This window comes from Sphingomonas sp. FW306-1B-B10E (assembly GCF_058782005.1).
Map to the genome: position 1 here is coordinate 124,153 of NZ_JBYSXG010000002.1, position 22,085 is coordinate 146,237.

General features: G+C 64.8%; 22 protein-coding genes and 1 pseudogene. 15 read left to right on the forward strand and 8 right to left on the reverse strand.

Annotation, left to right across the window (positions count from 1 at the left end):
• Nucleotides 1-13: 13 nt before the first annotated feature.
• The 3 genes from kdpA to AC3WJI_RS01590 all read right to left on the reverse strand — a co-directional run bounded on the left by kdpA (nucleotide 14) and on the right by AC3WJI_RS01590 (nucleotide 2,786).
• Nucleotides 14-1,717: a potassium-transporting ATPase subunit KdpA gene (gene kdpA, locus AC3WJI_RS01580; protein ID WP_492755476.1), complete on the reverse strand. Its 1,704-nt coding sequence runs from the start codon at nucleotides 1,715-1,717 to the stop codon at nucleotides 14-16.
• Nucleotides 1,718-1,731: 14 nt separating this feature from the next.
• Complete coding sequence (locus tag AC3WJI_RS01585; protein WP_492755477.1) at nucleotides 1,732-1,821, reverse strand: potassium-transporting ATPase subunit F; 90 nt, start codon at nucleotides 1,819-1,821, stop codon at nucleotides 1,732-1,734.
• A 107-nt stretch (nucleotides 1,822-1,928) separates the two neighbouring features.
• Nucleotides 1,929-2,786 (reverse strand): TorF family putative porin, encoded by an 858-nt coding sequence (locus AC3WJI_RS01590; RefSeq protein WP_492755478.1) that lies wholly within the window; start codon nucleotides 2,784-2,786, stop codon nucleotides 1,929-1,931.
• Between the two features lie 95 nt (nucleotides 2,787-2,881).
• Here AC3WJI_RS01590 and AC3WJI_RS01595 point away from each other — a divergent pair, with 95 nt between their 5' ends.
• Together AC3WJI_RS01595 and AC3WJI_RS01600 are read left to right on the forward strand one after the other, a co-directional pair.
• Nucleotides 2,882-3,109: a hypothetical protein gene (locus AC3WJI_RS01595; RefSeq protein WP_492755479.1), complete on the forward strand. Its 228-nt coding sequence runs from the start codon at nucleotides 2,882-2,884 to the stop codon at nucleotides 3,107-3,109.
• A 53-nt stretch (nucleotides 3,110-3,162) separates the two neighbouring features.
• Nucleotides 3,163-3,588, forward strand: a complete 426-nt coding sequence (locus AC3WJI_RS01600) for a MucR family transcriptional regulator (RefSeq protein ID WP_492755480.1) — start codon at nucleotides 3,163-3,165, stop codon at nucleotides 3,586-3,588.
• Nucleotides 3,589-3,640: 52 nt separating this feature from the next.
• Here the strand turns inward: AC3WJI_RS01600 and AC3WJI_RS01605 are convergent, their stop codons facing one another.
• Both AC3WJI_RS01605 and AC3WJI_RS01610 read right to left on the reverse strand, forming a co-directional pair.
• A complete protein-coding gene (locus AC3WJI_RS01605) occupies nucleotides 3,641-4,012 on the reverse strand; it encodes a response regulator (protein ID WP_492755481.1) in 372 nt (123 codons plus the stop codon).
• Nucleotides 4,005-5,783: a sensor histidine kinase gene (locus AC3WJI_RS01610; RefSeq protein WP_492755482.1), complete on the reverse strand. Its 1,779-nt coding sequence runs from the start codon at nucleotides 5,781-5,783 to the stop codon at nucleotides 4,005-4,007. Before AC3WJI_RS01610 ends, AC3WJI_RS01605 begins: the two co-directional genes overlap by 8 nt.
• Nucleotides 5,784-5,903: 120 nt before the next feature.
• Between AC3WJI_RS01610 and AC3WJI_RS01615 the strand changes: the two genes are divergently transcribed.
• Entirely contained in the window at nucleotides 5,904-6,911 is a 1,008-nt protein-coding gene (locus tag AC3WJI_RS01615; RefSeq protein ID WP_492755483.1) for a chemotaxis protein CheB, read from the forward strand.
• A gap of 11 nt (nucleotides 6,912-6,922) precedes the next feature.
• On the opposite strand, the gene AC3WJI_RS01620 is transcribed toward AC3WJI_RS01615, so the two are convergent.
• Complete coding sequence (locus tag AC3WJI_RS01620) at nucleotides 6,923-7,069, reverse strand: hypothetical protein (protein ID WP_492755484.1); 147 nt, start codon at nucleotides 7,067-7,069, stop codon at nucleotides 6,923-6,925.
• A gap of 232 nt (nucleotides 7,070-7,301) precedes the next feature.
• Nucleotides 7,302-9,146, reverse strand: a pseudogene (locus AC3WJI_RS01625) (CheR family methyltransferase); the annotation flags it as partial.
• Between the two features lie 261 nt (nucleotides 9,147-9,407).
• On the opposite strand from AC3WJI_RS01625, the gene AC3WJI_RS01630 reads away from it, so the two are divergent.
• Together AC3WJI_RS01630 and AC3WJI_RS01635 are read left to right on the forward strand one after the other, a co-directional pair.
• Nucleotides 9,408-10,124: a sensor histidine kinase gene (locus AC3WJI_RS01630; protein ID WP_492755485.1), complete on the forward strand. Its 717-nt coding sequence runs from the start codon at nucleotides 9,408-9,410 to the stop codon at nucleotides 10,122-10,124.
• A gap of 13 nt (nucleotides 10,125-10,137) precedes the next feature.
• Nucleotides 10,138-10,857: a Crp/Fnr family transcriptional regulator gene (locus AC3WJI_RS01635; protein WP_492755486.1), complete on the forward strand. Its 720-nt coding sequence runs from the start codon at nucleotides 10,138-10,140 to the stop codon at nucleotides 10,855-10,857.
• A 484-nt stretch (nucleotides 10,858-11,341) separates the two neighbouring features.
• Here the strand turns inward: AC3WJI_RS01635 and AC3WJI_RS01640 are convergent, their stop codons facing one another.
• Complete coding sequence (locus tag AC3WJI_RS01640) at nucleotides 11,342-12,247, reverse strand: LysR substrate-binding domain-containing protein (protein ID WP_492755487.1); 906 nt, start codon at nucleotides 12,245-12,247, stop codon at nucleotides 11,342-11,344.
• Between the two features lie 87 nt (nucleotides 12,248-12,334).
• Between AC3WJI_RS01640 and AC3WJI_RS01645 the strand changes: the two genes are divergently transcribed.
• The 10 genes from AC3WJI_RS01645 to speD all read left to right on the forward strand — a co-directional run bounded on the left by AC3WJI_RS01645 (nucleotide 12,335) and on the right by speD (nucleotide 21,826).
• The gene (locus AC3WJI_RS01645; RefSeq protein ID WP_492755488.1) at nucleotides 12,335-13,369 is read left to right on the forward strand and encodes an aldo/keto reductase; all 1,035 of its coding nucleotides are present in this window, start codon (nucleotides 12,335-12,337) and stop codon (nucleotides 13,367-13,369) included.
• Nucleotides 13,370-13,381: 12 nt separating this feature from the next.
• Nucleotides 13,382-14,563 (forward strand): MFS transporter, encoded by a 1,182-nt coding sequence (locus AC3WJI_RS01650; RefSeq protein ID WP_492755489.1) that lies wholly within the window; start codon nucleotides 13,382-13,384, stop codon nucleotides 14,561-14,563.
• Between the two features lie 402 nt (nucleotides 14,564-14,965).
• Entirely contained in the window at nucleotides 14,966-15,958 is a 993-nt protein-coding gene (locus tag AC3WJI_RS01655; RefSeq protein WP_492755490.1) for an SPFH domain-containing protein, read from the forward strand.
• Nucleotides 15,959-15,962: 4 nt separating this feature from the next.
• Nucleotides 15,963-16,637 (forward strand): DUF4178 domain-containing protein, encoded by a 675-nt coding sequence (locus tag AC3WJI_RS01660; RefSeq protein ID WP_492755491.1) that lies wholly within the window; start codon nucleotides 15,963-15,965, stop codon nucleotides 16,635-16,637.
• The gene (locus AC3WJI_RS01665) at nucleotides 16,627-17,955 is read left to right on the forward strand and encodes a DUF4178 domain-containing protein (RefSeq protein WP_492755492.1); all 1,329 of its coding nucleotides are present in this window, start codon (nucleotides 16,627-16,629) and stop codon (nucleotides 17,953-17,955) included. The genes AC3WJI_RS01660 and AC3WJI_RS01665 overlap by 11 nt, the downstream gene beginning before the upstream one ends.
• Nucleotides 17,952-18,098 (forward strand): hypothetical protein, encoded by a 147-nt coding sequence (locus tag AC3WJI_RS01670; RefSeq protein WP_492755493.1) that lies wholly within the window; start codon nucleotides 17,952-17,954, stop codon nucleotides 18,096-18,098. The genes AC3WJI_RS01665 and AC3WJI_RS01670 overlap by 4 nt, the downstream gene beginning before the upstream one ends.
• 10 nt (nucleotides 18,099-18,108) lie before the next feature.
• Entirely contained in the window at nucleotides 18,109-18,321 is a 213-nt protein-coding gene (locus AC3WJI_RS01675; protein ID WP_492755494.1) for a DUF350 domain-containing protein, read from the forward strand.
• On the forward strand, nucleotides 18,314-19,861 hold the full coding sequence (locus tag AC3WJI_RS01680) for a polyamine aminopropyltransferase (protein WP_492755495.1): 1,548 nt from the start codon (nucleotides 18,314-18,316) through the stop codon (nucleotides 19,859-19,861). Before AC3WJI_RS01675 ends, AC3WJI_RS01680 begins: the two co-directional genes overlap by 8 nt.
• The gene (locus AC3WJI_RS01685; protein WP_492755496.1) at nucleotides 19,851-21,461 is read left to right on the forward strand and encodes an FAD-dependent oxidoreductase; all 1,611 of its coding nucleotides are present in this window, start codon (nucleotides 19,851-19,853) and stop codon (nucleotides 21,459-21,461) included. Before AC3WJI_RS01680 ends, AC3WJI_RS01685 begins: the two co-directional genes overlap by 11 nt.
• The gene (gene speD, locus AC3WJI_RS01690) at nucleotides 21,458-21,826 is read left to right on the forward strand and encodes an adenosylmethionine decarboxylase (protein ID WP_492755497.1); all 369 of its coding nucleotides are present in this window, start codon (nucleotides 21,458-21,460) and stop codon (nucleotides 21,824-21,826) included. Before AC3WJI_RS01685 ends, speD begins: the two co-directional genes overlap by 4 nt.
• Nucleotides 21,827-22,085: the final 259 nt, after the last annotated feature.

A 22,085-nucleotide genomic window follows, 5' to 3' on the forward strand; every position in this document is an offset into this window, starting at 1 on the left:
AGTGGCGCTCCCGTCAAAACAGTTGGCCGCGGATCATCGCGAGATGATCGGCGATGGGACCGAGCGCGAGGCTCGGCAGGAAAGTGAGACCGCCCAGGATCAGGATGATCCCGACGAGCAGGCCGACCCAGAGGCCCCCCGTGGTCGGGAACGAGCCTGCGCTCTCGGGCGTGTATTTCTTCGCTGCGAGACTACCGGCAATCGCCAGCATCGGCACGATGATGAAGAAGCGGCCGAGCCACATCGCCACCCCGAGCAGGCCGTTGTACCAGGGCGTGTTGGCGGTCAGCCCGGCAAAGGCCGAACCGTTGTTCGCGACGCCGCTGGTGAAGGCGTAGAGGATCTCCGAAAAGCCGTGCGGCCCCTTATTGAGCGGCCCGGCCAGCCCGGCTTGGGCCACCGAGGACAGCGCCGTGAAGCCGAGGATGATCAGCGGAAGGATGGCGATCGCGAGCACTGCCAGCTTGACCTCGCGGCTCTCGATCTTCTTGCCGACATATTCGGGGGTGCGCCCGACCATCAGCCCAGCGACGAACACCGCAAGGATCGCGAAGAGCAGGAAGCCGTAGATGCCCGCGCCGACCCCGCCGATCACCACTTCGCCGAGCTGCATGTTGAACAACGGGATCATGCCGCCAAGCGCGGTGAAGCTGTCATGCATCGCGTTGACCGCGCCGCACGAGGCCGCGGTGGTGACCACGGAGAACAGCGCGCTCGCCGCAATGCCGAAGCGGACTTCCTTGCCCTCCATATTGCCTCCGGCAACGCCCAGATCGTGGAGCACCGGATTGCCCGCCGCTTCCTGCCAATAGGTCACGCTGGTGCCGGCAAGGAAGAGGATCATCATCGCGGCGAGGATCGCCCAGCCCTGTCGGGTGTTGCCCACCGCCTTGCCGAAGCACCAAGTCAGGCCGACGCCGATCATAAAGATCGACAGCATCTGGATCAGGTTGGTCAGCGCCGTAGGGTTCTCGAAAGGGTGCGCCGAATTGGCATTGAAGAAGCCGCCGCCGTTGGTGCCGAGCATCTTGATCGCTTCCTGCGACGCCACCGGACCGAGCAGGATCGACTGCTTGGCGCCCTCTAGCGTGCTGACTTCGACCGCGCCCGACATAGTCTGGGGTACGCCGCTGGCGATGTAGAAAAGCGTAACCACAACGCAGAGCGGGAGCAGCAGGTATAGGGTGACGCGCGTGCAATCCGCCCAGAAATTTCCGATCGTCGCCGCGCCGCGCCGGGCGAAGCCGCGGAACAATGCGAAGGCTAGCGCGATGCCGGTCGCGGCCGACAGGAAATTGTGGATGGTCAGGCCGAGCATCTGGCTGAGGTTCGACATCGTCGATTCGCCACCATAACTCTGCCAGTTGGTATTGGCGGTGAAGCTGATCGCGGTGTTGAACGACAGATGCTCGCCGACTCCGGCCAGTCCCTGCGGGTTGCCGGGTAGCGCGCCTTGCAGGCGCAGCACCGCGTATGTGAACAGCATCAGCGCGGCATTGAAGATCAGCATGTCGACCGCGTAACGGCGCCAGCTCTGCTCGGCGTCGGGATCGATGCCCGCGACCTTGTAGAAACCGCGCTCGACCGGGCCGAGCACCAGGTGCAGCGGCGTGCGTCGCCCTTCGTAAAGCGCGAAGAGCCAGGCGCCCATTGGTTTGGCGAGCGCCAGCAATATGCCGGTAAAGGCAAGGATGAGAATCCAGCCCTGGATGGTCATGATGTCCGCTCCCTTCAGAAGCGTTCGGGGCGGAGCAGCACCGCCACCAGATAGAAAAGGAGGCCGAGCGCGGCGAACGCCGCTAGCCAGAGGTCGAGGGTCATCCTGGCCTCCTATGCCTTGTCACACAGGCGAACATAGGCCAGCGTCAGCGCCAGCAGCCCTCCCATGATCGCGATCCACAACAGGTCCTGCATGGTGCGCTCCCTCGTCAGAATGATGCGGTCAGCGAGACCAGGCCGGTGCCCTTGGCGATGCTGCCGGTGCCGTCCTGTCCGTTGCTGAAGCTGGGTTGGAGATAAGCGGCGTCGCGGTCGCTGATGTCGGTGCCGACATAGGCAAGGCCGAGCGTCAGATTGCGCCAGCTCGTGTCGACGCCGAGCGACCAGTCCCAATATTTCCCGGTGGGTGCGACGCTGGTCGCGTTGGGGCCGAGCCCCGGATTGCCGTCCGAATGGCCGATATGCGCCTTGGCGGTAAAAGGCGTGCCGCTGATGCCGACCGCGGCATCGCCCCAGAGATAGAGATTGTCGTCCTTCGCCCCGGGATTGTTGTAGATGCCCGCCGCGGCATCGGCTCCCGTATTGTACCAGCGGCCGAGCGCTTGCTGCTTAGGCGCATAGGCGACGCCCGCGGTGAGCGTGGCCGGCCCCGCCGTGCCGGTCAGCTTGACATAGGGCTCGACGAAGTCGGTCTTGTCCGCGCCGCCGGGATAAACGTACCAAGTGAGACCGACGTCCAGCGTCGCGCTGTCCGAGAGCTTAGCCTTGTAGCCCGCGATCAGGTCGAGCTCCATATTGGCGCCGCCGAAGGTGCCCCAGCCTGCAAGGTTCGAGGCCCACATGCCGGCGTAGAGGCCGCTTTCGTGCGAAACGGTGATCCCGCCCTGCACCGCCATCTCGTTGTTGGTCTGCGAGACGCCGCGAAAGCGGTAATCCGAGACGATCGCGGCCGAACCGTTCACGGTCACGGCGCGAGTGGGCTCGGTATCCGCGCCGTCTTGCGCCAAAGCCGGCGCGGCGGTTGCGGACACGAGCAACGCGGCCACGAGGGCCGTTACGGACTTCATCTTGACTATCCCCCATGATGATTGGGCCGAGCAGAAGGGCCAGGCCGGGATCGTGAGGGATGCCTATTAGGGACAGGCCGCATTTATTATCGAGATTGGAAGCGGGCGATTCCCATAGTATTTGCATAGTGTTTGGCCGTCGGCAGATCGCCGCAGCGATCGCAAGCGACATCCGCTCGTGCCACCACACCGGCGAATTGATCCACTATGATGTTTCGTCGCTGCACGGCGGTGCGCGGACTTTTTCGGGACATCGAGTTGCCATGTCGGACGACAACAAGCTGAATGCGGTCGAACTCGCTACGGAGATCACGGTCGCCTAGCTTGGGAATCAAAGCAACCGCGCGTACCGAAGGGGTACCCGCGTTCCTGCGCCATGTACGCGACGCTGACTGAACTCGCGCAAGAAATCTCGGCACCGAGCGAAGTAAGTGCCGCAACGGAGACTGCGGATCTCACTCCGGCGGTCTCCGTTCGTAAATCTCTCGGCTCGAATGATCACATCCTTTCGATGATCGACGGCAAGCCCTATCGTACCGTGCGCAGACTAGCGGCTATCGGAGCGATAAGTGCGATAGCTGCTGTTGGTAGCCACGTGCGGATGGGCGCTCCTGCATCCCTGACGATCGTTTGTGAGCATGACAGCGACCTGGGATGCCGCTCCGACGGTGGCGCGTTTGAGGTCGACGCGATCCTCAATCATAGCGTGATGATTCCGCGTCGGGGTGCCGTCGTCACCGCATCGATGCGGTCAATTACGTCGTGCTTTGCGAAAATGCTGCGCAAGGGGGCTTCACCGTAGCGGCGTTTAAGCCTTGGTCAGCCGCCTCGACACGCCAACGACGCGACCGGCCTCAGCACCCGACCAGGGGCAGCAAGGTGCTGGCCAGCTGCTGAACTTTGAACGGCTTTTCGAAGCGGGGCAGCTTTGCGAAGCGCTCGGGAAGCGCCCATTGATCGTATCCGGTAGTGAAGGCGAACGGGATCCCCCGATCGAGAAGCGCGTCGGCTACCGGGAAGACCATTTCTCCGCGCAAATTGACATCGAGCACTGCCGCATCGATTTCCGCCTCTGAAGCGATCAGCGTCATCGCATCCTCGATGCTGCCTGCCGGCCCGATGACATCGGCACCTGCGTCGGTCAGCGCGAAGCACAGATCGCTGGCGAGGAGATATTCGTCCTCGACAATGAGAATCCGCCGGCCGCGCAATATTTGTTCAGGCATGAGACTTCTCCAGGGGGGCATCGTCCTTCGGTACTTTGACGTCGATGGTGCAATGGACGCCGTCGGGCTCGATCGCGAAGCTGGTCTTGGCGCCGAGCTGATAGGGCAACGCGCGTTCGATCAGTTCGCGGCCGTAACCACCGCCGCGCGGTTGCGCGTCGGCGGCGGGCAAGTCGGTCACGCCGGTCTCGCGCCAATCGATATGGAGCAATTGTTCGGCGGTATCGAGTTCGGCGACGTCCCACTGAACACGGAGATGTCCCGCAGGCGACGAAAGCGCACCATATTTGACCGCGTTGGTGACCAGCTCGTGCAGCGCCAGCGCCAAGGTCTGCACCAGCGCCGAGCGCAGCGGGACCCCCGCCGGTCCCTGCACGCTCACCTGCGCGGCGCGCCCCTCGGAACAAAGCTCGACATGCGCGCCCAGTTCCTCGCGGATCAGTGTGTCAAAAGTCACGCGCTGGCCGGCTTCGCGACGCGAGAGCAGCCCCTGCACCCGGGCGAGCGCCGATAGGCGATCGTCGATGCATTCGCGGAACTGTTCGAGCGAGCTGCTGCCCCGGATCGTCCGGACGGTGATCGACTGGACCACCGCCATCAGATTGCGCGTGCGGTGCTGAAGCTCGGCGACGAGCACTTCCTGCTGCTGCTGGAGCCGCAGGATATCGTCGACATCGGTCGAGGTGCCGAGCCATTCGAGCACCCTGCCCGCATCGTCGCGTACCGGAAGCGCGCGCGAGCGAAAGTGCCGATAGCGCTGCTCGCCGACGTGCATAACGCGACCTTCCAGCGCGAGAGACCCGGTCTCCTGCGCCATCGCCCAGGCCATGCGCGCCGCCTCGCGATCGTCGGCATGGAAGGCATCGAGCCAGCCGAGCGCATGCGCGTCCTCCGCGCTTTGCCCCGTATAAGCGCGCCATTGCGGGCTGGACCAGGTCCATTGCCCGCCGTCGATCGCCCGCCAGACCAATTGGGGCATGCCTTCGATCAGGGTTCGGAAGCGCAGCTCGCTCTGTTGCAGCGCCTCGAGCGCGCAGCGTTGATCGTGAATGTCGGTGCCCGCCGCGAACCAGCGCTCGACCAGGCCGTGCCGCCCCTGAAGCGGCTCGGCGCGAACGAGGAACCAACGATATTCGCCCGCCTCGCCGCGAATGCGGATCTCCTGCTGATAGGCCCGGCGCTCGGCGATCGCCTCGCCCCAGCTCTCGCGCGCCGCCTCTCGGTCGACCGGGTGCACCGCGTCGAGCCAGCCGCGCCCGAGCGGTTCGCGCGAATCGTGCCCGGTATATTCGAACCAGCGCTGATTGAACCAATCGGCCGCGCCATCGGAACTGGTGCGCCACAATAGGTCCGGGACGAGATCGGCGATCGTTCGCAACGAAGTCTCGGCCGCGTGCAGCGCGGCGTTGATCTCGCGAATCTGGCGGGTCCGCTCCTCGACGCGCGCATCGAGTTCCAAATTGGTCTGGTGCAGGCTGGTATTGGCGACTTCGAGCTCTTCGGTGAGCACCTGCAGCTCCTCGAAAGCGACGCGCAGTTCCTCTTCGGCCTGGCTCGGCTGGACTGGCGGCGGCGGAGGTGCAGGCGGAACCGGCGGCGAGACCCGCACCGCGCGCAGCTCGGCGGCGAGCAGCTTGAGCCGCCGTTCCAGGCGATCGCGATCGTCGGCGAGCCGGGCATTGTCGTCGAGCGCGGATTCGAGCGCGGTCCGCAATTGCTCGTTCTCGTCGAGCAACTTGCGCCAATCCTCTCTTTTTGTCGCGCTTTCCATCATTGGCGTCCCTGTCCGACCCGAGACTAACGCGCGAAACGGACGAGCGCCGCCTAATTAAATTAGTTCGATGCACCCGAACCCGCCACGCTTCGTTACACCGGAGGAAGGAAACGGCGAATGCCGACCAAGGACATCATCGTGATCGGATCTTCGGCAGGCGGAGTCGAAGCGCTCCAGCGGCTTTGCGCCGCGCTGCCCGCCGATCTGCCGGCCGCCATTTTCGTGGCGCAGCATCTCTCGCCCTCGGCACGCAGCGTGCTCCCGCAGCTGCTCGACAAGGTCGGGCCGCTCCATGCGATGTCGCCGGTGGACGGGCAGGAGATCGAGCACGGCCATATCTATGTGGCCACGCCCGACCACCATATCCTGCTGCGGCCGGGCCGGATCCTGATGCGGCGCGGTCCCTATGAGAACCGGACGCGGCCGGCGGTGAATGCGCTGTTCCGCTCCGCCGCGATCCACTGCGCCGCCCGCGTGATCGGCGTGGTGCTCACCGGGCTGCTCGACGACGGCACCGACGGCCTGATCGCGATCAAGGCGACCGGTGGTACCTCGCTGGTTCAGCACCCCGACGACGCCGAATGGCCGTCGATGCCGCGCAATGCACTCAAGCGCGACCATGTCGATCATGCCCTTGCGCTCGACGCCATTCCCGCGATGCTCACCCGGCTGGTGACCGAAGAGGTCGGCCCGAGCATCCCCTTACCCCAGGAATATCTCATCGAGGACCAGATCGCCGCGCAGGAATTCGCCGTCATGGAACCTGACATCATCACGCCGGGCCAGCCCAGCCACCTGTCGTGCCCCGATTGCGGGGGCGTGCTCAACCATATCGAGACGCAGGACGAGATCCGCTTCCGCTGTCAGGTAGGCCACGCCTTCACGCCGCTGGGGCTCGCCGAAGCGCAGAACAGCGAGCTCGAGCGTGCCCTCGGCGTGGCGGTGCGCACGCACCGCGACCGGCTCCGCCTCTTTGGCCAGATGAAGGACAATGCCGTCGCGCGCGGGCTCGGGATGGCGGAAAAGCGCTGGACCGAGGCCGAGAGCGAGTCCGAGCAACTGATCGAAGTGCTCGAAGAGGCGATGGCCAACTTGCGCGGGTCGCTGAGCTACGAGGAGGGATAAGCCCTCAAGGCTCAACCTCCGTCGAGTTGCTGGCGCTCGCTGATGTCATGCACCATCGCCAGCAAGACGGGCGGCGCCTCGTCGCCGAGATATTGCAGGCACAGCTCGGCGGGATAATCGCCGCCATCGGCCGAGCGGATCCGCGTCTCGAACACCACTTCGCGATCCGTGCCGGCGACCAGCCGTGCGACCAGCGCGCGGAGATCGTCCGGGCAGCACGTCGGGCAGCGTCATCTGCGCGAGTTGCTGGGCGGCATAGCCGAGCTTCTGTTGCGCCCCTTCGTTGGTTAGCGTGAACCGAAGGCTCTCGGGATCGAGGACATAGATCTCGTTGAGCGCTCGCCCGACCAGCCGGCCGAGATAGCGCGTATAATCCTCGCGCGCACGCTCCTCGGTGATGTCCTGGAAGAGCAGGACAAGGCCGTGGCGGCTGCCATCCTCGTCGAGCAGGCTCGAAATGCGGACGCGGCAGACGATGCGGCGGCCACGGCGATCGACGCCCTCCAGCTGCCGCTCGACCTGCTCGAGCTGATCATGCTGCACCTGCGCCATGCTGTCGCGCAGCTGGTGGACGGGAAGCCCGATGTCGAGCGTCTCGAAGGTGGCGCCGGCGACTTCCTCGGCGCGCAGGCCCCAGGTATTCTCGCTCCAGCGGTTCCAGGTCTGGATCGCATGCGCCAGATCGACCACGACGATCCCCGCGTTCATCGCGCGCAGGACCGATTCCAGATAGAAGCGGTAGTTGGTGGCCTGCTCCGCCTGGAGGCGCAGCTCCTCGTTGACCGATTCCATCTCCTCGTTCGACGAGCGCGCTTCCTCGTTGAGCGTTTCGAGCTCTTCGTTGGTCGACTGGAGCTCCTCGTTGGTGGTCTCCAGCTCCTCGTTGGTCGACTGGAGCTCTTCGTTGGTGGTCTCCAGCTCCTCGTTCGCCGATTGCAGCTCCTCGATCGACTGTTCGAGATTCTCCTGCGCAGCCTCGAGCTCGCGCTGCAGCGAGTGCATCCGGGTGTGGTCGTGGAAGGCGAGGAGCACCGAATGGACCTGGCCATCGCCGCGCAGCAGCGGCCGCAGGTCGATCGTCAGCCGCAACACCTCGCTCTGGGTCAGTCGGAATTCCTGGTCCTCGAGGCGCAGCGCCCGGTTCTCGCGGAACACCTGGTCGATCGGCCCGCGCAGCTCCATCGGGCGATAGGAGATCGGCAGGTCCTGGAACGGGCGCCCCAGATCGCCCTCGCCGACGCCGAGCAGATGGCGCGCGGGCGTGTTGGTCAGCACCACTGTGCCGGTCTGGTCGACCACGAGCATCGCCGTCTGCGATTCATTGACCACCGCCTCGAGCAGTCGCGCATCGGCCATCGGTGGATCGAACCGCGTGCCCCGCGCCGTGCTGAACCCGGTGATCGGCCGGCGCCACTCCTGCGGCACCTTGGCGAAGATGCGGTGCTTCATCTCGATCGGGCGGAACAGCGCCGATCGGGCGAGCTGGGTCTCGGCCTTGCCGAGGAACAGGAAGCCGTCCGAATTGAGCGCGTAATGGAGCCGCGGCAGCACCACGCTCTGCGTCTCGGCCTCGAGATAGATCAGCAAATTGCGGCAAGTCAGCAAGTCGATCCGCGAGATCGGCGCGTCATGGACGACGTTGTGCCGGCCGAAGATCACGCATTTGCGCAACTCGCGCTCGAAGACATAATGGTTGTTGGTCCGCTCGAAGTATTTCTCGAGGAATTCGGGCGGGACGCTGTCGACGTCTCGCGGCGAATAGGTCGCGAGCCGGGCGACCTTGAGCGCCTCCTCGTCGAGATCGGTCGCGTAGATCTTCACGCGGCGGCAAAAGTCGCCGACGCCCATCGCATCGGCGAGCAGCATCGCGATCGAATAGGGCTCCTCTCCCGAGGCGCAGCCGACGCTCCATACTCGAACCGGCCGATCGTCCGCGGCATTTTCGACGATCGTCGGGATCACCTGCTTGCGCAGCACCTCCCATGCTTCCTCGTCGCGGAAAAAGGACGTGACGTTGATCAGCACCGTGTTGAGCAGATCCTCGAATTCGCTCGGCTGCGCTTCGAGGTTCGCCCGATAAGCCGTGAAGCTCTCCGCGCCGAGCGCTTCCATGCGCAGGCTGATCCGTCGGCGGAGGCTGGTGCGCTTGTAGCCGCGGAAATCAAGTCCGCGGCTTTCCTGGATGTAGCGCAGCAGCGCTTCGAATTCGGGATCGGGAGCAGCTTTTTCGACCATGGGCTTCGCTTCGGGAAAGGATCGGAATCTTCCCCTTGCTAGGCCGCCCCGCGGGCGCCGTCCACCGCGCCGAAAGGACTGGCTTTCGCAAAGCCTCGGCCTAGACTCTCCCTGCTTTGCAACCAAGGCTGCCGAAATGCCTCAAGCCGGCGGACACCCCGTCGCGCCGATGCGTTTAAGCGGTGCTTCCTCTCCGGACACACCCGCATGATCGACGCGCGCCGAGATACAGAATCCGACCCTCGAAGCGCATCGGCGACCATGCGAGAGCTGAACGCCGCCAATGCCGAACTCGCCGGCTTGCGCGCGCAACTGAGCGAAGCCGCCCGACAGCGCGAAGCGGATCGCGAGCGCGCGGCAATGTTGCGCGGCGAATTGCAGCACCGGGTGCGCAACGTCCTCGCGCTCGTCCGCTCGATCTTCCAACGCTCGGCCGCCTCGAGCGCGACCATGGACGATCTCGCGGCCCATTTCGAAGGCCGGATCGGCGTGCTGGCCCGCTACCAGCTCGCGCCGTCGCTCGGCTCGAAAGGTGCGGCCGATCTCGAGATGATGGTGCACGACGCACTGCACGACTATGGCGCCGGCGCTGATCCGCGTGTGACGGTCGGAGGGCCCGAGGTGCGCGTGCGCCATGACGCGGCGCAGATGGTCGGGCTCGCGCTGCACGAACTGGTGACCAATTCGATCAAGTTCGGCCTGCTATCCACGCCCGGCAACAATGGCGCGATCGCAATCGACTGGACGCTCGACGGCGACCGACTGGCATTCGCCTGGGTCGAAACCGGCATTTCATTGGTCGGTGTCGCACCGCGCAAGAGTGGTTTCGGGCACGGCTTCATCCTGCAGGCACTGCCCTATCAGCTCGGCGCCGCCGCGGACATCGCGCTTGGCCCCGGCAAGCTCGTCTGCACGATCGCGCTGCCGCTCTCGGCCGATGTCGCGCCGGGTCATGTGGGAGGCGGAGATTTGTTGTGACGGGTATTTTGAAATGACCAAGATCGCCGAATCATCCGACGCGCTGCCGGGCTCCATCGTGCGGCTGGCCGGATTGGCGCAGCTTCAGGAAGCCGAGATCGCTGCGCTTGCGGGCGCCGCGCGCGAATGGCGCCGGATCGGCGCGTCTCGGGAAGTGATTCGCGAGGGCGAACCAGTCGAGCAAACCCCGAGCATTCTCTTATCGGGCTGGGCGTGCCGCGTGCGCGATTTCAGTGACGGGCGCCGGCAGATTCTCGGCTTCCTGCTGCCAGGCGACCTGATCGGACAGTGTCAGCAGCCGCGCCCGGTCGCGGCGACCACCGTGGTGGCCGGCGCGGAGGTCCAATTGTGCACGGCGCCCAGAGCGGATGCGGGGACGCCCTTGGCCCAAGCCTATGCGGTGAGCGCCGCGCTCGAGGAATTCTATCTGTTTCGCCAGATTGCGCGGCTCGGCCGGCTCAACGCCTATGAGCGGATCGTCGACTGGCTGCTCGAGATGCGCGACCGGCTCGCTGCCGCGCTATTGACCCAAGGCGCGTATTTCCCCGTTCCGATGACGCAGGAAATGCTCGCAGACGCGCTCGGGCTGACCAGCGTCCACGTCAACCGCACCCTGCAGACGCTGCGCCGCGAGGGCGTGCTCGAATTGCGCGGAGGACTGGCGAGGCTCCACGATCCCGAGGCGCTCGGCGATCTGGTCGGATATCGCCCCGCAGTGGTTTCCTTGCGCTGACGTGCTGCACTCGGTTGCGCGGGATTGAAAGCGGGGGCTTCCGAGGGCATCGGCACTGCGCCTGTTGTAGCCGCCTGATGCCGGGCCCTGTTCTTTGGCGAGGCTGAGCGCTCGAGATTCCGATAAATGGGTCGCTGTCGTCGCCAGATAACACGCCGCAGTCCGGCATGCGTTTGCTGGGCCTCACGCTAGTGGCACCCTCGCACGGCCCAATTCCTGCTCGGCGCGCCGAGACAATTAGTCTCGATCGACGCGATTCATTGGCGATCTCGATTCGCCGGATATCCCGCTCGCGTCGAGATGCTGCGCGACTGCGCAGGCTAGTCTGCGGCAATCAGGCGGCGGCGGCGCAATTGCCCGGCGAGTTCTGAATGCGATTTCGGCCAACCACCCGACAGCTTACGGCGGGCTCTGTGGCGCAATGGAGGTTTCAGGTTGATAATTAAGCCGGCTGAACGGCTGCTATTGTGGCGCTTTGCTGCCATCAGCGCAGATGCCCGGCGAGGAAATCAACGAACGCCCGAACACGAGCGGGTGTACCGTTTCCGCCGACGAACACGGCATGAATCATTTCGACATCCCCCGGATTGAACGCTTCGAGAAGCGGGACGAGGCCGCCCGATGCAATTTCCTGCGCCACACTAAATGCACCGACGCGCGCGATGCCGGCGCCCAATGCGGCAAGCTGACCCAGTGTCTCGCCGTTATTCGCCTCTATTCCCCCCTTCACCGAAAGCGCGAAGTCCTGTCCCGCGCGGCGGAACGGCCAAACCGGCTCTGCTCGGCGAAAGCTGAAGTTCAGGCAATTGTGGTTGTGAAGATCCTCAGGCCTTTTCGGGGTTCCGCATCTGCCAAGATAGTCTGGCGAAGCGACGATCACGCGGCGAGTCTCACCCAGCTTGCGGGCAGTGAGCATGCTGTCCGCCAACGGGCCGAAGCGAATTGCGACGTCGGCCTGTCCGCCTGCGATATCAACCAGGGTGTCGGTAAGGGCCAGATCGATCAGGATATGCGGGTAGAGCGTGGCAAACTCCTGAAGCAGCGGCACCACGCAGAGTCGCCCATGCGAAAGCGCCGCGCTGATGCGCAGTCTTCCGCGGGGCGCTCCCTGATCGGCGATCTGTTGCTCGGCATCGTCCAGATCAGCGAGGATGCGGCGGGCCGCGAGGAGATAGGCCTGGCCCTCCGCTGTAGGCGACACGGCTCGCGTGGTCCGCAGCAGCAACCTGACGCCAAGCCGCGCTTCGATCCGATCGATCCCGCGGCTCACCGCAGAGGGGCTCAGACCAAGCGCGCGGCCCGCGGCTGAAAAGCTGCCATGCTCAATTACCGCTGCAAACAGCGCGAGCGCACGTGACCGATCGGCTCCGTTCGTCAGCTTTGCGTCCACCGCACAAATCCCTTGCGTTTTAAACGGCTACCCGCCGCCTCGCCCTACGGCCATCTACCGCCGATATTCATAACGCAAAGGTGAATCATGGAATATCGACAACTTGGATCGTCGGGACTTCGCGTTCCCGCGCTGAGCTTCGGCACCGGCACCTTTGGTGGCAACGGGCCGTTGTTCAGCGCTTGGGGGCAGAGCGATTCTGCTGAGGCGCGACGGCTGGTCGACATTTGCCTCGATGCCGGCGTTACACTGTTCGACACCGCTGACATTTATTCGGGCGGTGCGTCCGAGGAAATATTGGGCGAGGCGATCCGCGGCCGCCGTGATGCTGTCCTGATCTCGACCAAGACCGGGCTGCCTATCGGAGACGGTCCGCAGGACTGGGGCGCCTCGCGCGCCCGGTTGGTTCGCGCGGTCGAGGAGGCGCTGCGCCGGCTAGACACAGACCATATCGACCTGCTTCAGCTCCACGCGTACGACGCCACGACCCCTGCTGAAGAGCTTATGGGCACGCTCGACCGGCTGATCGCCGCCGGCAAGATCCGTTATGCCGGGGTGTCGAACTATCCAGGGTGGCAGCTGATGAAGGCACAGGCGATCGCGGATCGCCATGGCTGGCCGCGGCTCGTCGCACACCAGGTCTATTACTCGTTGATCGGCCGCGCCTACGAAGCCGATCTGATGCCGCTCGCGGCCGATCAGGGGGTCGGCGCTCTAGTGTGGAGCCCATTGGGCTGGGGCCGCCTGACCGGCAAGATCGGCCGTGGCCGCCCATTGCCCGAAGGCAGCCGGCTGCACGAAACCGAGCAGTTCGCGCCACCGGTCGAGGCCGAATTGCTGTACACAGTCATCGAGGCACTCGAGGCGGTCGCGCAAGAGACCGGCAAGACTGTTCCTCAGGTCGCGATCAACTGGCTGCTGCGCCGACCCACCGTCTCGTCGGTCATCATCGGCGCGCGCAACGAGGATCAGCTTCGCCAGAATCTCGGCGCAGTCGGCTGGGCGCTGACACCCGAGCAAGTCGCGGCGCTCGATCGGGCGAGCACGGTCCTGCCGCCTTATCCGCACACCCCCTATCGCCAGCAAGAAGGCTTCGCCCGGCTCGCGCCGGCGCTCGTCTGAGGACCCGTCACCATGAGGCTCAATCCAGGGCTGCTCGCCCTTTCCGCCGGCGCGTTCGGCATCGGCGTGACCGAGTTCGCGCCAATGGGACTGCTGCCGGTGATTGCCAAGGATCTCGGCGTGTCGATTCCGTCCGCCGGCCTGCTGATCAGCGCCTACGCACTCGGCGTGATGATCGGTGCTCCGCTGATGACGCTGACCACCGGACGCGTACCGCGGCGGACGCTGCTAATCGGTCTGGCGGCGATCTTCACGCTCGGTAATCTGCTGGCAGCCATCTCAAGCAGCTATTGGATGCTCCTGGCGGCCCGGGTGCTCACCTCCTTCAATCACGGTGCGTTTTTCGGAGTCGGCTCGATCGTCGCGGCCAGCCTAGTGCCGCAAGAGCGCAAGGCCGGGGCGGTCGCAGCGATGTTCATGGGACTGACGATTGCGAACGTCCTCGGCGTACCGCTGGCGACCTGGGCGGGTGAACATCTCGGCTGGCGTGCATCCTTCTGGGGCATTTCGGCGCTGGGCGTACTCACCATGGCCGCGCTGCGTCTCACGCTCCCCGTGATGCGCGCTCCCCAGGGCGCCAACGCACTTGCAGAACTGCGCGTGCTGACCCGTGGCCCGGTGCTGGGCGCTTTAGCGGTTACCGTGATCGGATCGAGCGCCATGTTCACCGTTTTCACGTACATTGCGCCCATTCTGCGCGAGACAACGCATGCCTCGCTGGGATTCGTGACGGCCATGCTCGTCACCTATGGCGTTGGGCTGACCGTAGGTAATTGGCTCGGCGGCAAGTTCGCCGACCGGTCGGTCGACCGCACGTTGATCGTCACTTTGACCGTGCTCGCCGTGGTGCTCGTCGGCTTTGCCGGGGCGATGTCCCATGCGGCCCCCAGCGCCGTCCTGATCTTCCTATGGGGCGTGGCCAGCTTCGCGCTGGTGCCGCCGCTCCAGGTACGCGTCATGACCGCAGCCGCCGAAGCGCCCAACCTCGCTTCGGCAGTGAATATCGGGGCGTTCAACCTTGGCAATGCTTTCGGCGCTGCGCTGGGCGGCGGCGTGATCGCCGCGGGTCTCGGCTATCCCGTAGTCGCATTGGCCGGAGCGGCGACCTCGGTATTAGGGCTTGGCGCTGTGCTGCTCGGAAATCAAACGACGCGCGGCACAGCGCAGCGCCGGCTTGTCCGTGCAGAAAATTGAAGGATGCGGCTGCGCCAGGGTCCAGGGGCTACTCTATCCTAGGAATTCGCGCCGCACCTGGGGTCGGAGGATTGCGCCTTCGCAATAGCAGATCTTACGAGAGCGGAGTGAGACATCCACCAATCTTCACTCGTGGGTGACGATGCGGGATGGCGGCTCGCAGCCATATGCCGCACAAGCGCGCCTGTTGCGTCCGGAAGCTGGAATAGCTGGCTGGATTGACGATCCCATGATCTGCTAAATGTAGTTCGACTGGATGCGAGGTCACTAAGATACTCCGAGGTGCGCACGGGTTTGCGCATCGCTAGGGTATGCGGCGGCTATAAGAATCTGGCCCTGCGGTCGCTTTACTGTTTCGAACGGCCAATAAAGACTCTACCCTTGTCGTCCAAAGGGGGGATTATGGGCATTTTCGATTTCCTTTCGAAGCAGTTCGTCGACGTAATCGATTGGGTCGACGAACCCGGAACCCTGGCGATCCGCTATCCGATGGACGACCGCGAGATCCAGAACGGCGCGCAGCTCACCGTGCGCGCAGGCCAGACCGCGCTCTTCTACAACGAGGGGCAGCTCGCCGATGCATTCCTGCCAGGCCTCTATACGCTCGAGACGGGCAACCTGCCGGTGCTCACGTCGCTGCTCAACTGGGACAAGGGCTTCGCGTCGCCATTCAAGGCCGATGTCTATTATTTCAGCCAAAAAGAGCAGACCGGGCTCAAATGGGGCACGCAGCAGCCGATCACGGTGCGTGACAAGGAATTCGGGCCGCTCCGGGTGCGCGCGTTCGGCTCCTATTCATTCCGCATCGAGAGCGTGGCGACCTTCGCGACGAAGATGATGGGCTCGCTCGACCGGCTGAGCCTAGCCGACATCGAGCCGCAGCTGCGCGGCGCAATCGCCACCGCGATCGCGTCGGCGCTCGGCACCGGCGAGATCGCGTTTCTCGACCTTGCCGCCAATCAAGGCGCGCTGTCGGAGAAGCTCAAGGCCGCGGTGGAACCTGCCTTCGCGCAATGGGGCCTCAGCTGTACCAGCTTCTTCATCGAGAGCCTGTCGCTGCCCGAGGAGGTCCAGGCGCATCTCGACAAGGCCAGCTCGATGCGCGTGGTGGGCGATCTCGACCGCTTCGTCCGATTCCAGAGCGCGCAGGCGATCGAGACTGCCGCGGGCCAATCGGGCGGCGTCGCGGGCGCTGGGGCGGGTATGGCGGCGGGAATGGCGATCGGCCAGAGCATGGCAGGGGGCTTCGGCAATGCCGCCGGTGCGCCCGCCGCGGCGCCCGGCGAGGACGCCTATGCGCAGATCGAAAAGCTCCACAAACTGGTGACGATCGGCGCGATCACGCAGGCGGAGTTCGACGCCAAAAAGGCGGAGTTGCTCGGGCGTATCCGCTGAGCGTATGAGCCTGCACCTCCCCTGCCCCAATTGCGGCGCCGACGTGGTGTTCCGCTCGCCGGCCTTGCCCAGCCGCGTTTGCGACTATTGCCGCTCGATGCTGGTGCGCAGCGATAGCGGCATCGCCAAGGTCGGCGAAGTCGCGGCGCTGCCGTTCGACGTGAGCCCGGTACAGATCGGCATGCGCGGACAGGCCGACGGCAAGGCCTTCGAAGTGATCGGGCGGGTCCGCTGGGCGTGGACCGACGGCGCGTGGAACGAGTGGCTGCTGCTGTTCGAGGACGGCGGCAATGCCTGGCTGGGCGAGGCGATGGGGCAGTTCACGCTGCTGTGGGAGTACCCGTTCGAAAAGGTGCGCACCCGGGCGTTGCGTGAGATCGCGAATGGCGGCGACGCGATACCGGGCACCGAAGTGCAGCTCGACAGTGAGAAATTGGTGATCGCGGATGCGCGCGAAGTCGTCTGCGTCGCGGCCGAGGGCGAACTGCCGTTCACCGCGCCGAGCGGCTGGAAGCTCTACAGCGTCGATCTGCGCGGGCGCCGCGGCGAATGCGCGACGCTGCAGCGCGATCGCCAGGAGACGACCTTCTATCAAGGGCGCTACGTGACGCTGGCCAAGCTCGCGCCGCGCGGATTGCGCGCGATCGAAGGATGGGCGCTTCCTTCCTATGCAGCCTGAGGTGATTGCCCCCCAACCCGCCCCCGCAGCGCGCGCGCTGACCTGCCCCTCGTGCGGCGGCGCCGTCGAACTGCGCGCGGCGGGCTACACCGTCCATGTCGCCTGCCAATATTGCAGCTCGATCCTCGACGTCACCGACCCCCAGGTGAAACTGGTGACGGAATACAATCTCCAGGCGACCGGGCTCGAAATCCCCCTGGGCACGCGCGGCGTGTTGCGCGGGGTCGAATGGGAAGCGATCGGCTATCTCCAGCGCTCCGAGAACGGTGCTTATGGCTGGGAAGAATATCTGCTGTTCAATCCCTATCACGGCTATCGCTGGCTGGTGAACATCCGCCACGGCTGGAGCCTTGGGGAAGCGGTGACGGCGACGCCCGACTGGCTGTCCTACGACCAGATGGGCCTGGGACCCGAGAGTTTCACGCATTTCTACACGAACGGCACTGCGCGCGTCGATTATGTGCTCGGCGAATTCTACTGGCGCGTCGCCGTCGGCGAGCAGGTCGCCACCGCCGACTGGGTCCGGCCGGGCGTCATGCTGTCGCGCGAAGAGAATGCCAGCGAAGTCAGCTGGACGCGCAGCGAATGGGTGCCGCAAAAGGAGATGCAGCGAGCCTTCGGCATCCAGCCGGCGTCGCGGATCTGGCCGCCGCTGCCGCATCAGCCCTCGCCCAACGGCGAATGGCTCAAGACCGGGCTCAAGCTCGCCGCGGTGGCGTTCGCCTTCCTTTTGCTGTTCGCGCTCCAGTTCGGCGGGACGACCTGGTCGGCGGCGGGCACTTTTCCCATCACCGCGGACGAGCGCGAGCAGAGCGTCACGCTCGGCCCGGTCACGCTGCCGCGCCGCTACCAGAGCGTTCGCCTGCGCGCCGACGTGCCGCGGCTCGAAAACGGCTGGGTCGATCTCGACTACAGTCTGGTGAACCGCGCCACGCAAGAGGTCTACGAAGCCTATGGCGCCGCCGAGCGCTATTCGGGGAGCGATTCCGACGGACCCTGGACCGAGGGCAGCCGCGGCGCCGAAGTGTCGATCGCTAGCGTGCCCGCTGGCACGTACGACCTGGTCGTCGACTATAAGGGCAATCGCTGGAACGGCGCGGCAAGCTATTATTCCGACGGCAGCGGATGGATGGATCCGGCGAACGCTCCCCAGGTGCGGGTCGAAGTGCGCCAGGGGGCGATTTACGGATCGAACCTGGTGCTCGCGCTGCTGCTGCTCGCTGCACCCTTGGTGTTCGCGTTCGCGCGGCATGTGGCGTTCGAAAAGGCCCGCAAGGACGAAAGCGACTTCGCTCCGACGGGGGATGACGACGAATGAGCACGCGCACCTTTCTCTACGCGCTCTGGTGCCTCGGCGTAGCGGGGCTGTTCGTCGTGTGCGCCGGCTATGCCTGGTCCCCCTTCGCCGAGGGAAGCCGGGCGCGCACCCATGCCGGCTTCTACGGCCCAACCCACAAATAGGAGATCCGTCATGGTCACCAGCCTGCCCGCCGTGCTCAGCACCCTGCTCTATTCCGCGATCGGGATGGTCGTATTCGTCATCGGCTTCGTCATTCTTGACCTGCTCACCCCGGGCAAATTGTGGCAGGAGATCGAGCAGAAGCAGAATGTAGCCGTGGCGATCTTCGCCGGCGCGGTCGCGATCGGACTCGCGATCATCGTCGCTGCCGCCATCCATGGCTGAAGCCGACCCTTCGATACCCAAGACACGCGCGTCCGGATCCACCGCGGCGCTGCTCGCCTCCGCATTCGTCGTCTCTACCTGCGGGCTGATCTACGAGCTGCTGGCCAGCACACTGGCAAGCTATCTGCTCGGCGACAGCGTCACCCAGTTCTCGACCGTGATCGGCAGTTATCTGTTCGCGATGGGCATGGGCAGCTGGTGCTCGCGCTATGTCAAGCGGGACGAGCTTCGGCTGTTCGTTCGAATCGAGCTGCTGATCGCCCTGCTTGGCGGATGCTCGGCCGGCGCCTTGTTCATGCTGTTCCCGTTGGTCGAGCATTTCCGGGTGGCACTTTACGGGCTGGTGCTTGCGATCGGCTTTCTCGTCGGGCTCGAAATACCGCTGCTCATCCGCATCCTGCGCGGCTTCGATTTCCGAGAAACCGTGTCGAACGTGCTGACCTTCGATTATGTCGGCGCGCTGGTCGCCAGTTTGCTCTTTCCGCTGCTGCTGATGCCGCATCTGGGCATGATCCGCACCGGCTTCATGTTCGGGATCTTCAACGCCGGGGTCGCGCTGGCGCTGCTCATAACCCTGCCCCGCGCCTCGAAATACCACGTCGAGATGATTGCTTCGGTGTTCGTGCTGCTGGCGTTGGCGGCAGGTTTCGTCGCCTCGGACCGGCTTCAGCGCTGGGCTGAAGTGGCGAGTTATGGCGAGCCGGTAATCTATGCGCAGAGCACCAAATATCAGCGAATCGTGCTCACGCGCCGCGCCGACGATGTCCGACTGTACCTAAACGGCAACCTGCAATTCTCGTCGCGCGACGAATATCGCTACCACGAGGCGCTGGTGCATCCGGCGTTAGGCCGCGTCGCTGAGCTGCGCAACGTGCTGATCCTCGGTGGCGGCGACGGCTTGGCAGCACGCGAAGTATTCAAGCATCCCGAGGTGCAGCACCTGACCCTGGTCGATCTCGACGGAGAGATGACCAGCCTGTTTTCGCGCACCGCGATGCTGTCGCGGCTGAACGGCGGATCCCTCACCAATCCCCGGATGACCGTGATCAACGCCGACGGCTTCCGCTGGGCGCGCGAGGCAGGCCAAACGGGCAAGGCGGGCGGGTACGATGCGATCATCGTCGATTTCCCGGATCCGGTCGATTACTCGGTCGGCAAGCTCTATACCGACACCTTCTATCGTGCGGTGCGCAAGCTGCTCGCCCCAGGCGGAATGATGGTGGTGCAGAGCACCTCGCCGCTAGTCGCACCCAACGCTTTCTGGACCGTCGCCTCGACGCTGGAGGCTGCCGGGTTTCAGACGCGCGGTTATCATGTCTATGTGCCAAGCTTTGGCGAATGGGGGTTCGTTCTCGCCGCTGCAGGCACGATCCCAGCGCAGGGCAGGATTCCCATCGGACGCTTCCTCACGCCGGTCATCGACCAGCGGCTGTTCGACTTTCCGCCCGACATGGCACGGCGACCGACTCCGGTAAATCGGCTCGACAACCAAGTCCTCGTCCGCGAATTCGCCGATGCGTGGGGCAAGTATGAAGGCTGATCGCCGCGCGGTGCTCGGCCTGGGTGCGGCGGCGGTAGCCGCGGCTGGCGGTGGGCTGGCGTACGCGCTTGAGCGCGAGGCGCCGCTTCCCGGCGGCACGCTCGCGGGAGCAGACATGGCGCGCGGGCATCGACTGAGGACCGGCGACTTTCCAGAGCCAAGCCGTTTCGAGGAAGTCGATCTCGTCATTGCGGGGGGTGGCGTCGCGGGGCTTTCGGCGGGCTGGCGGCTGACCGATGCCGGCTTCGACCGGTTCAGGCTGCTCGAGCTCGAGGACAGTGTCGGTGGCAACGCACGAGCCGGCCGCAATGCCGTCTCGGCCTATCCGCTCGGCGCGCATTATCTGCCCGTCCCAAATCGCGAAGCGAAAGCGCTCCAGCATCTGCTCCGCCAGCTCGGCGTGATCACCGGGGACCGCGACGGGGTGCCGGTCTATGACCCCGAGCAGCTTTGCGCCGACATGCAGGAGCGGCTGTTCTGGCAGGGCAGCTGGCAGGAGGGGTTGATCCCGCGCACGGGCATCTCCGCGCGGGACCGCGAGGATCTCGCTGCATTCGCGGCGACGATGGCCGCCTTTTCGGCGCGTGTCGGAGCCGACGGCAAGCCGGCCTTCACGGTGCCGATGGCTTATGGTTCGCGCGATCCCGATCTGACTGCGCTCGACGCGCTCAGCTTCACCGCCTGGCTCGATGCTCAGGGATGGCATTCGACGGTGCTACGCGCGCATGTCCGCTATGCGATGCGCGACGATTATGGCACCGAGCCCGATCAGGTCTCGGCTTGGGCAGGCGTGCACTATTTCGCCGCACGGCGCGGCTGGGCGGCCGACGGCGTGCGCGACAACGAACTCACTTGGCCCGAAGGCAATGGCCGGCTCACGCGCCGCCTCTCTGAATTCTTTCCGCAAAGGATCGCCGCGGGGCAGATCGTCCATCGCGTCGCCCGCGAGGAATCGGCTGTGCTCGTCGACAGCTTCGACGTAACGGCGAACCGCACGGTCCGCACGCGCGCCCGGACCGCGATCCTCGCCATGCCGCACTTCGTCGCGAAGCGCGTTTGTAGCGCGGTCGCCGACGTGGCCGGCTTCAGCTACGCGCCGTGGCTAGTCGCCAATGTTACTGTCGATCGTCTGCCAGTCGGACGCGGCGTGCCGCTGGCTTGGGACAATGTGTCGAGCACGAGCAATTCGCTCGGCTATGTTGTGGCGACGCATCAGGGTCCTGACGCAGTCATGCCCGCGACGGTCCTCACATGGTATCTTCCTTTGTCGGACATGTCGCCCGAACAGGCGCGCCGTTTGCTCGTCCAGCGCCCGGCCGAGGATTGGAAGCGGATCGTTCGCGACGACCTGCTCGAAACACACCCGGACCTCGAAGGTGCAATCGCGCGCATCGAGCTATGGCGGTGGGGACATGCGATGATCCGTCCGACACCGGGCTTTCTGCAGCGCGGCGAAGCAGTCAGACTTGAGCCCCCGCTCTTCCTCGCGCATTCCGACCTCAGCGGCCTATCGCTATTCGAAGAGGCCCATTATCGCGGCGTCCGCGCAGCCGAGCAGGCGATGGCGCTGCTCGATCATCCGCATGAGAGCTTATTGTGACACGCGCCTATCAAGGTCATCACCTGATCGCGGACTTGCACGATGCGGAGCACCTTAGCGATATCAACCACATCGAACGCGCCCTGGTCGCGGCGGCGACCGCGGCACGCGCGACCTTGATCGAGGTCAGGCTACACAGCTTTGGGCCGGGACAGGGCGTCACCGGTGTGGTGATGCTGGCGGAATCACACATCTCGATACACACTTGGCCGGAATACGGCTCCGCATGCGTGGACCTGTTTATGTGTGGAGCGAGCCATGACCTAGAGGCGGCGCTCGCAGCGATCATCGCTAACCTTGGTGGTCGCGTGGCGCATCGCGCGATGATTGTACGGAATATAGCGGCAAACGCTGTGCGGGGGTAGTGTGCTTAAACTGGGTGCTCACGATCGCCGATCGGAATAGCAAGGTTTTCGCAACGAAGCGTCCGCTTTCGAGAAGCTTCGCGACCGCGCTAAACGACGAAATCAGGGCGCATTTCCCCCGGCCGCTTTTTTTTTGCAGGAGCTTCGAGTCCGATCCCGGCTGATTGCAGAATGGAGGCTAAGGTCTGATGCATCTGAAAACCCGACCTTCCTAAAGCCAGGTATGCCATGCGTAGCGTCGTCGCCGCGAGCGACACCC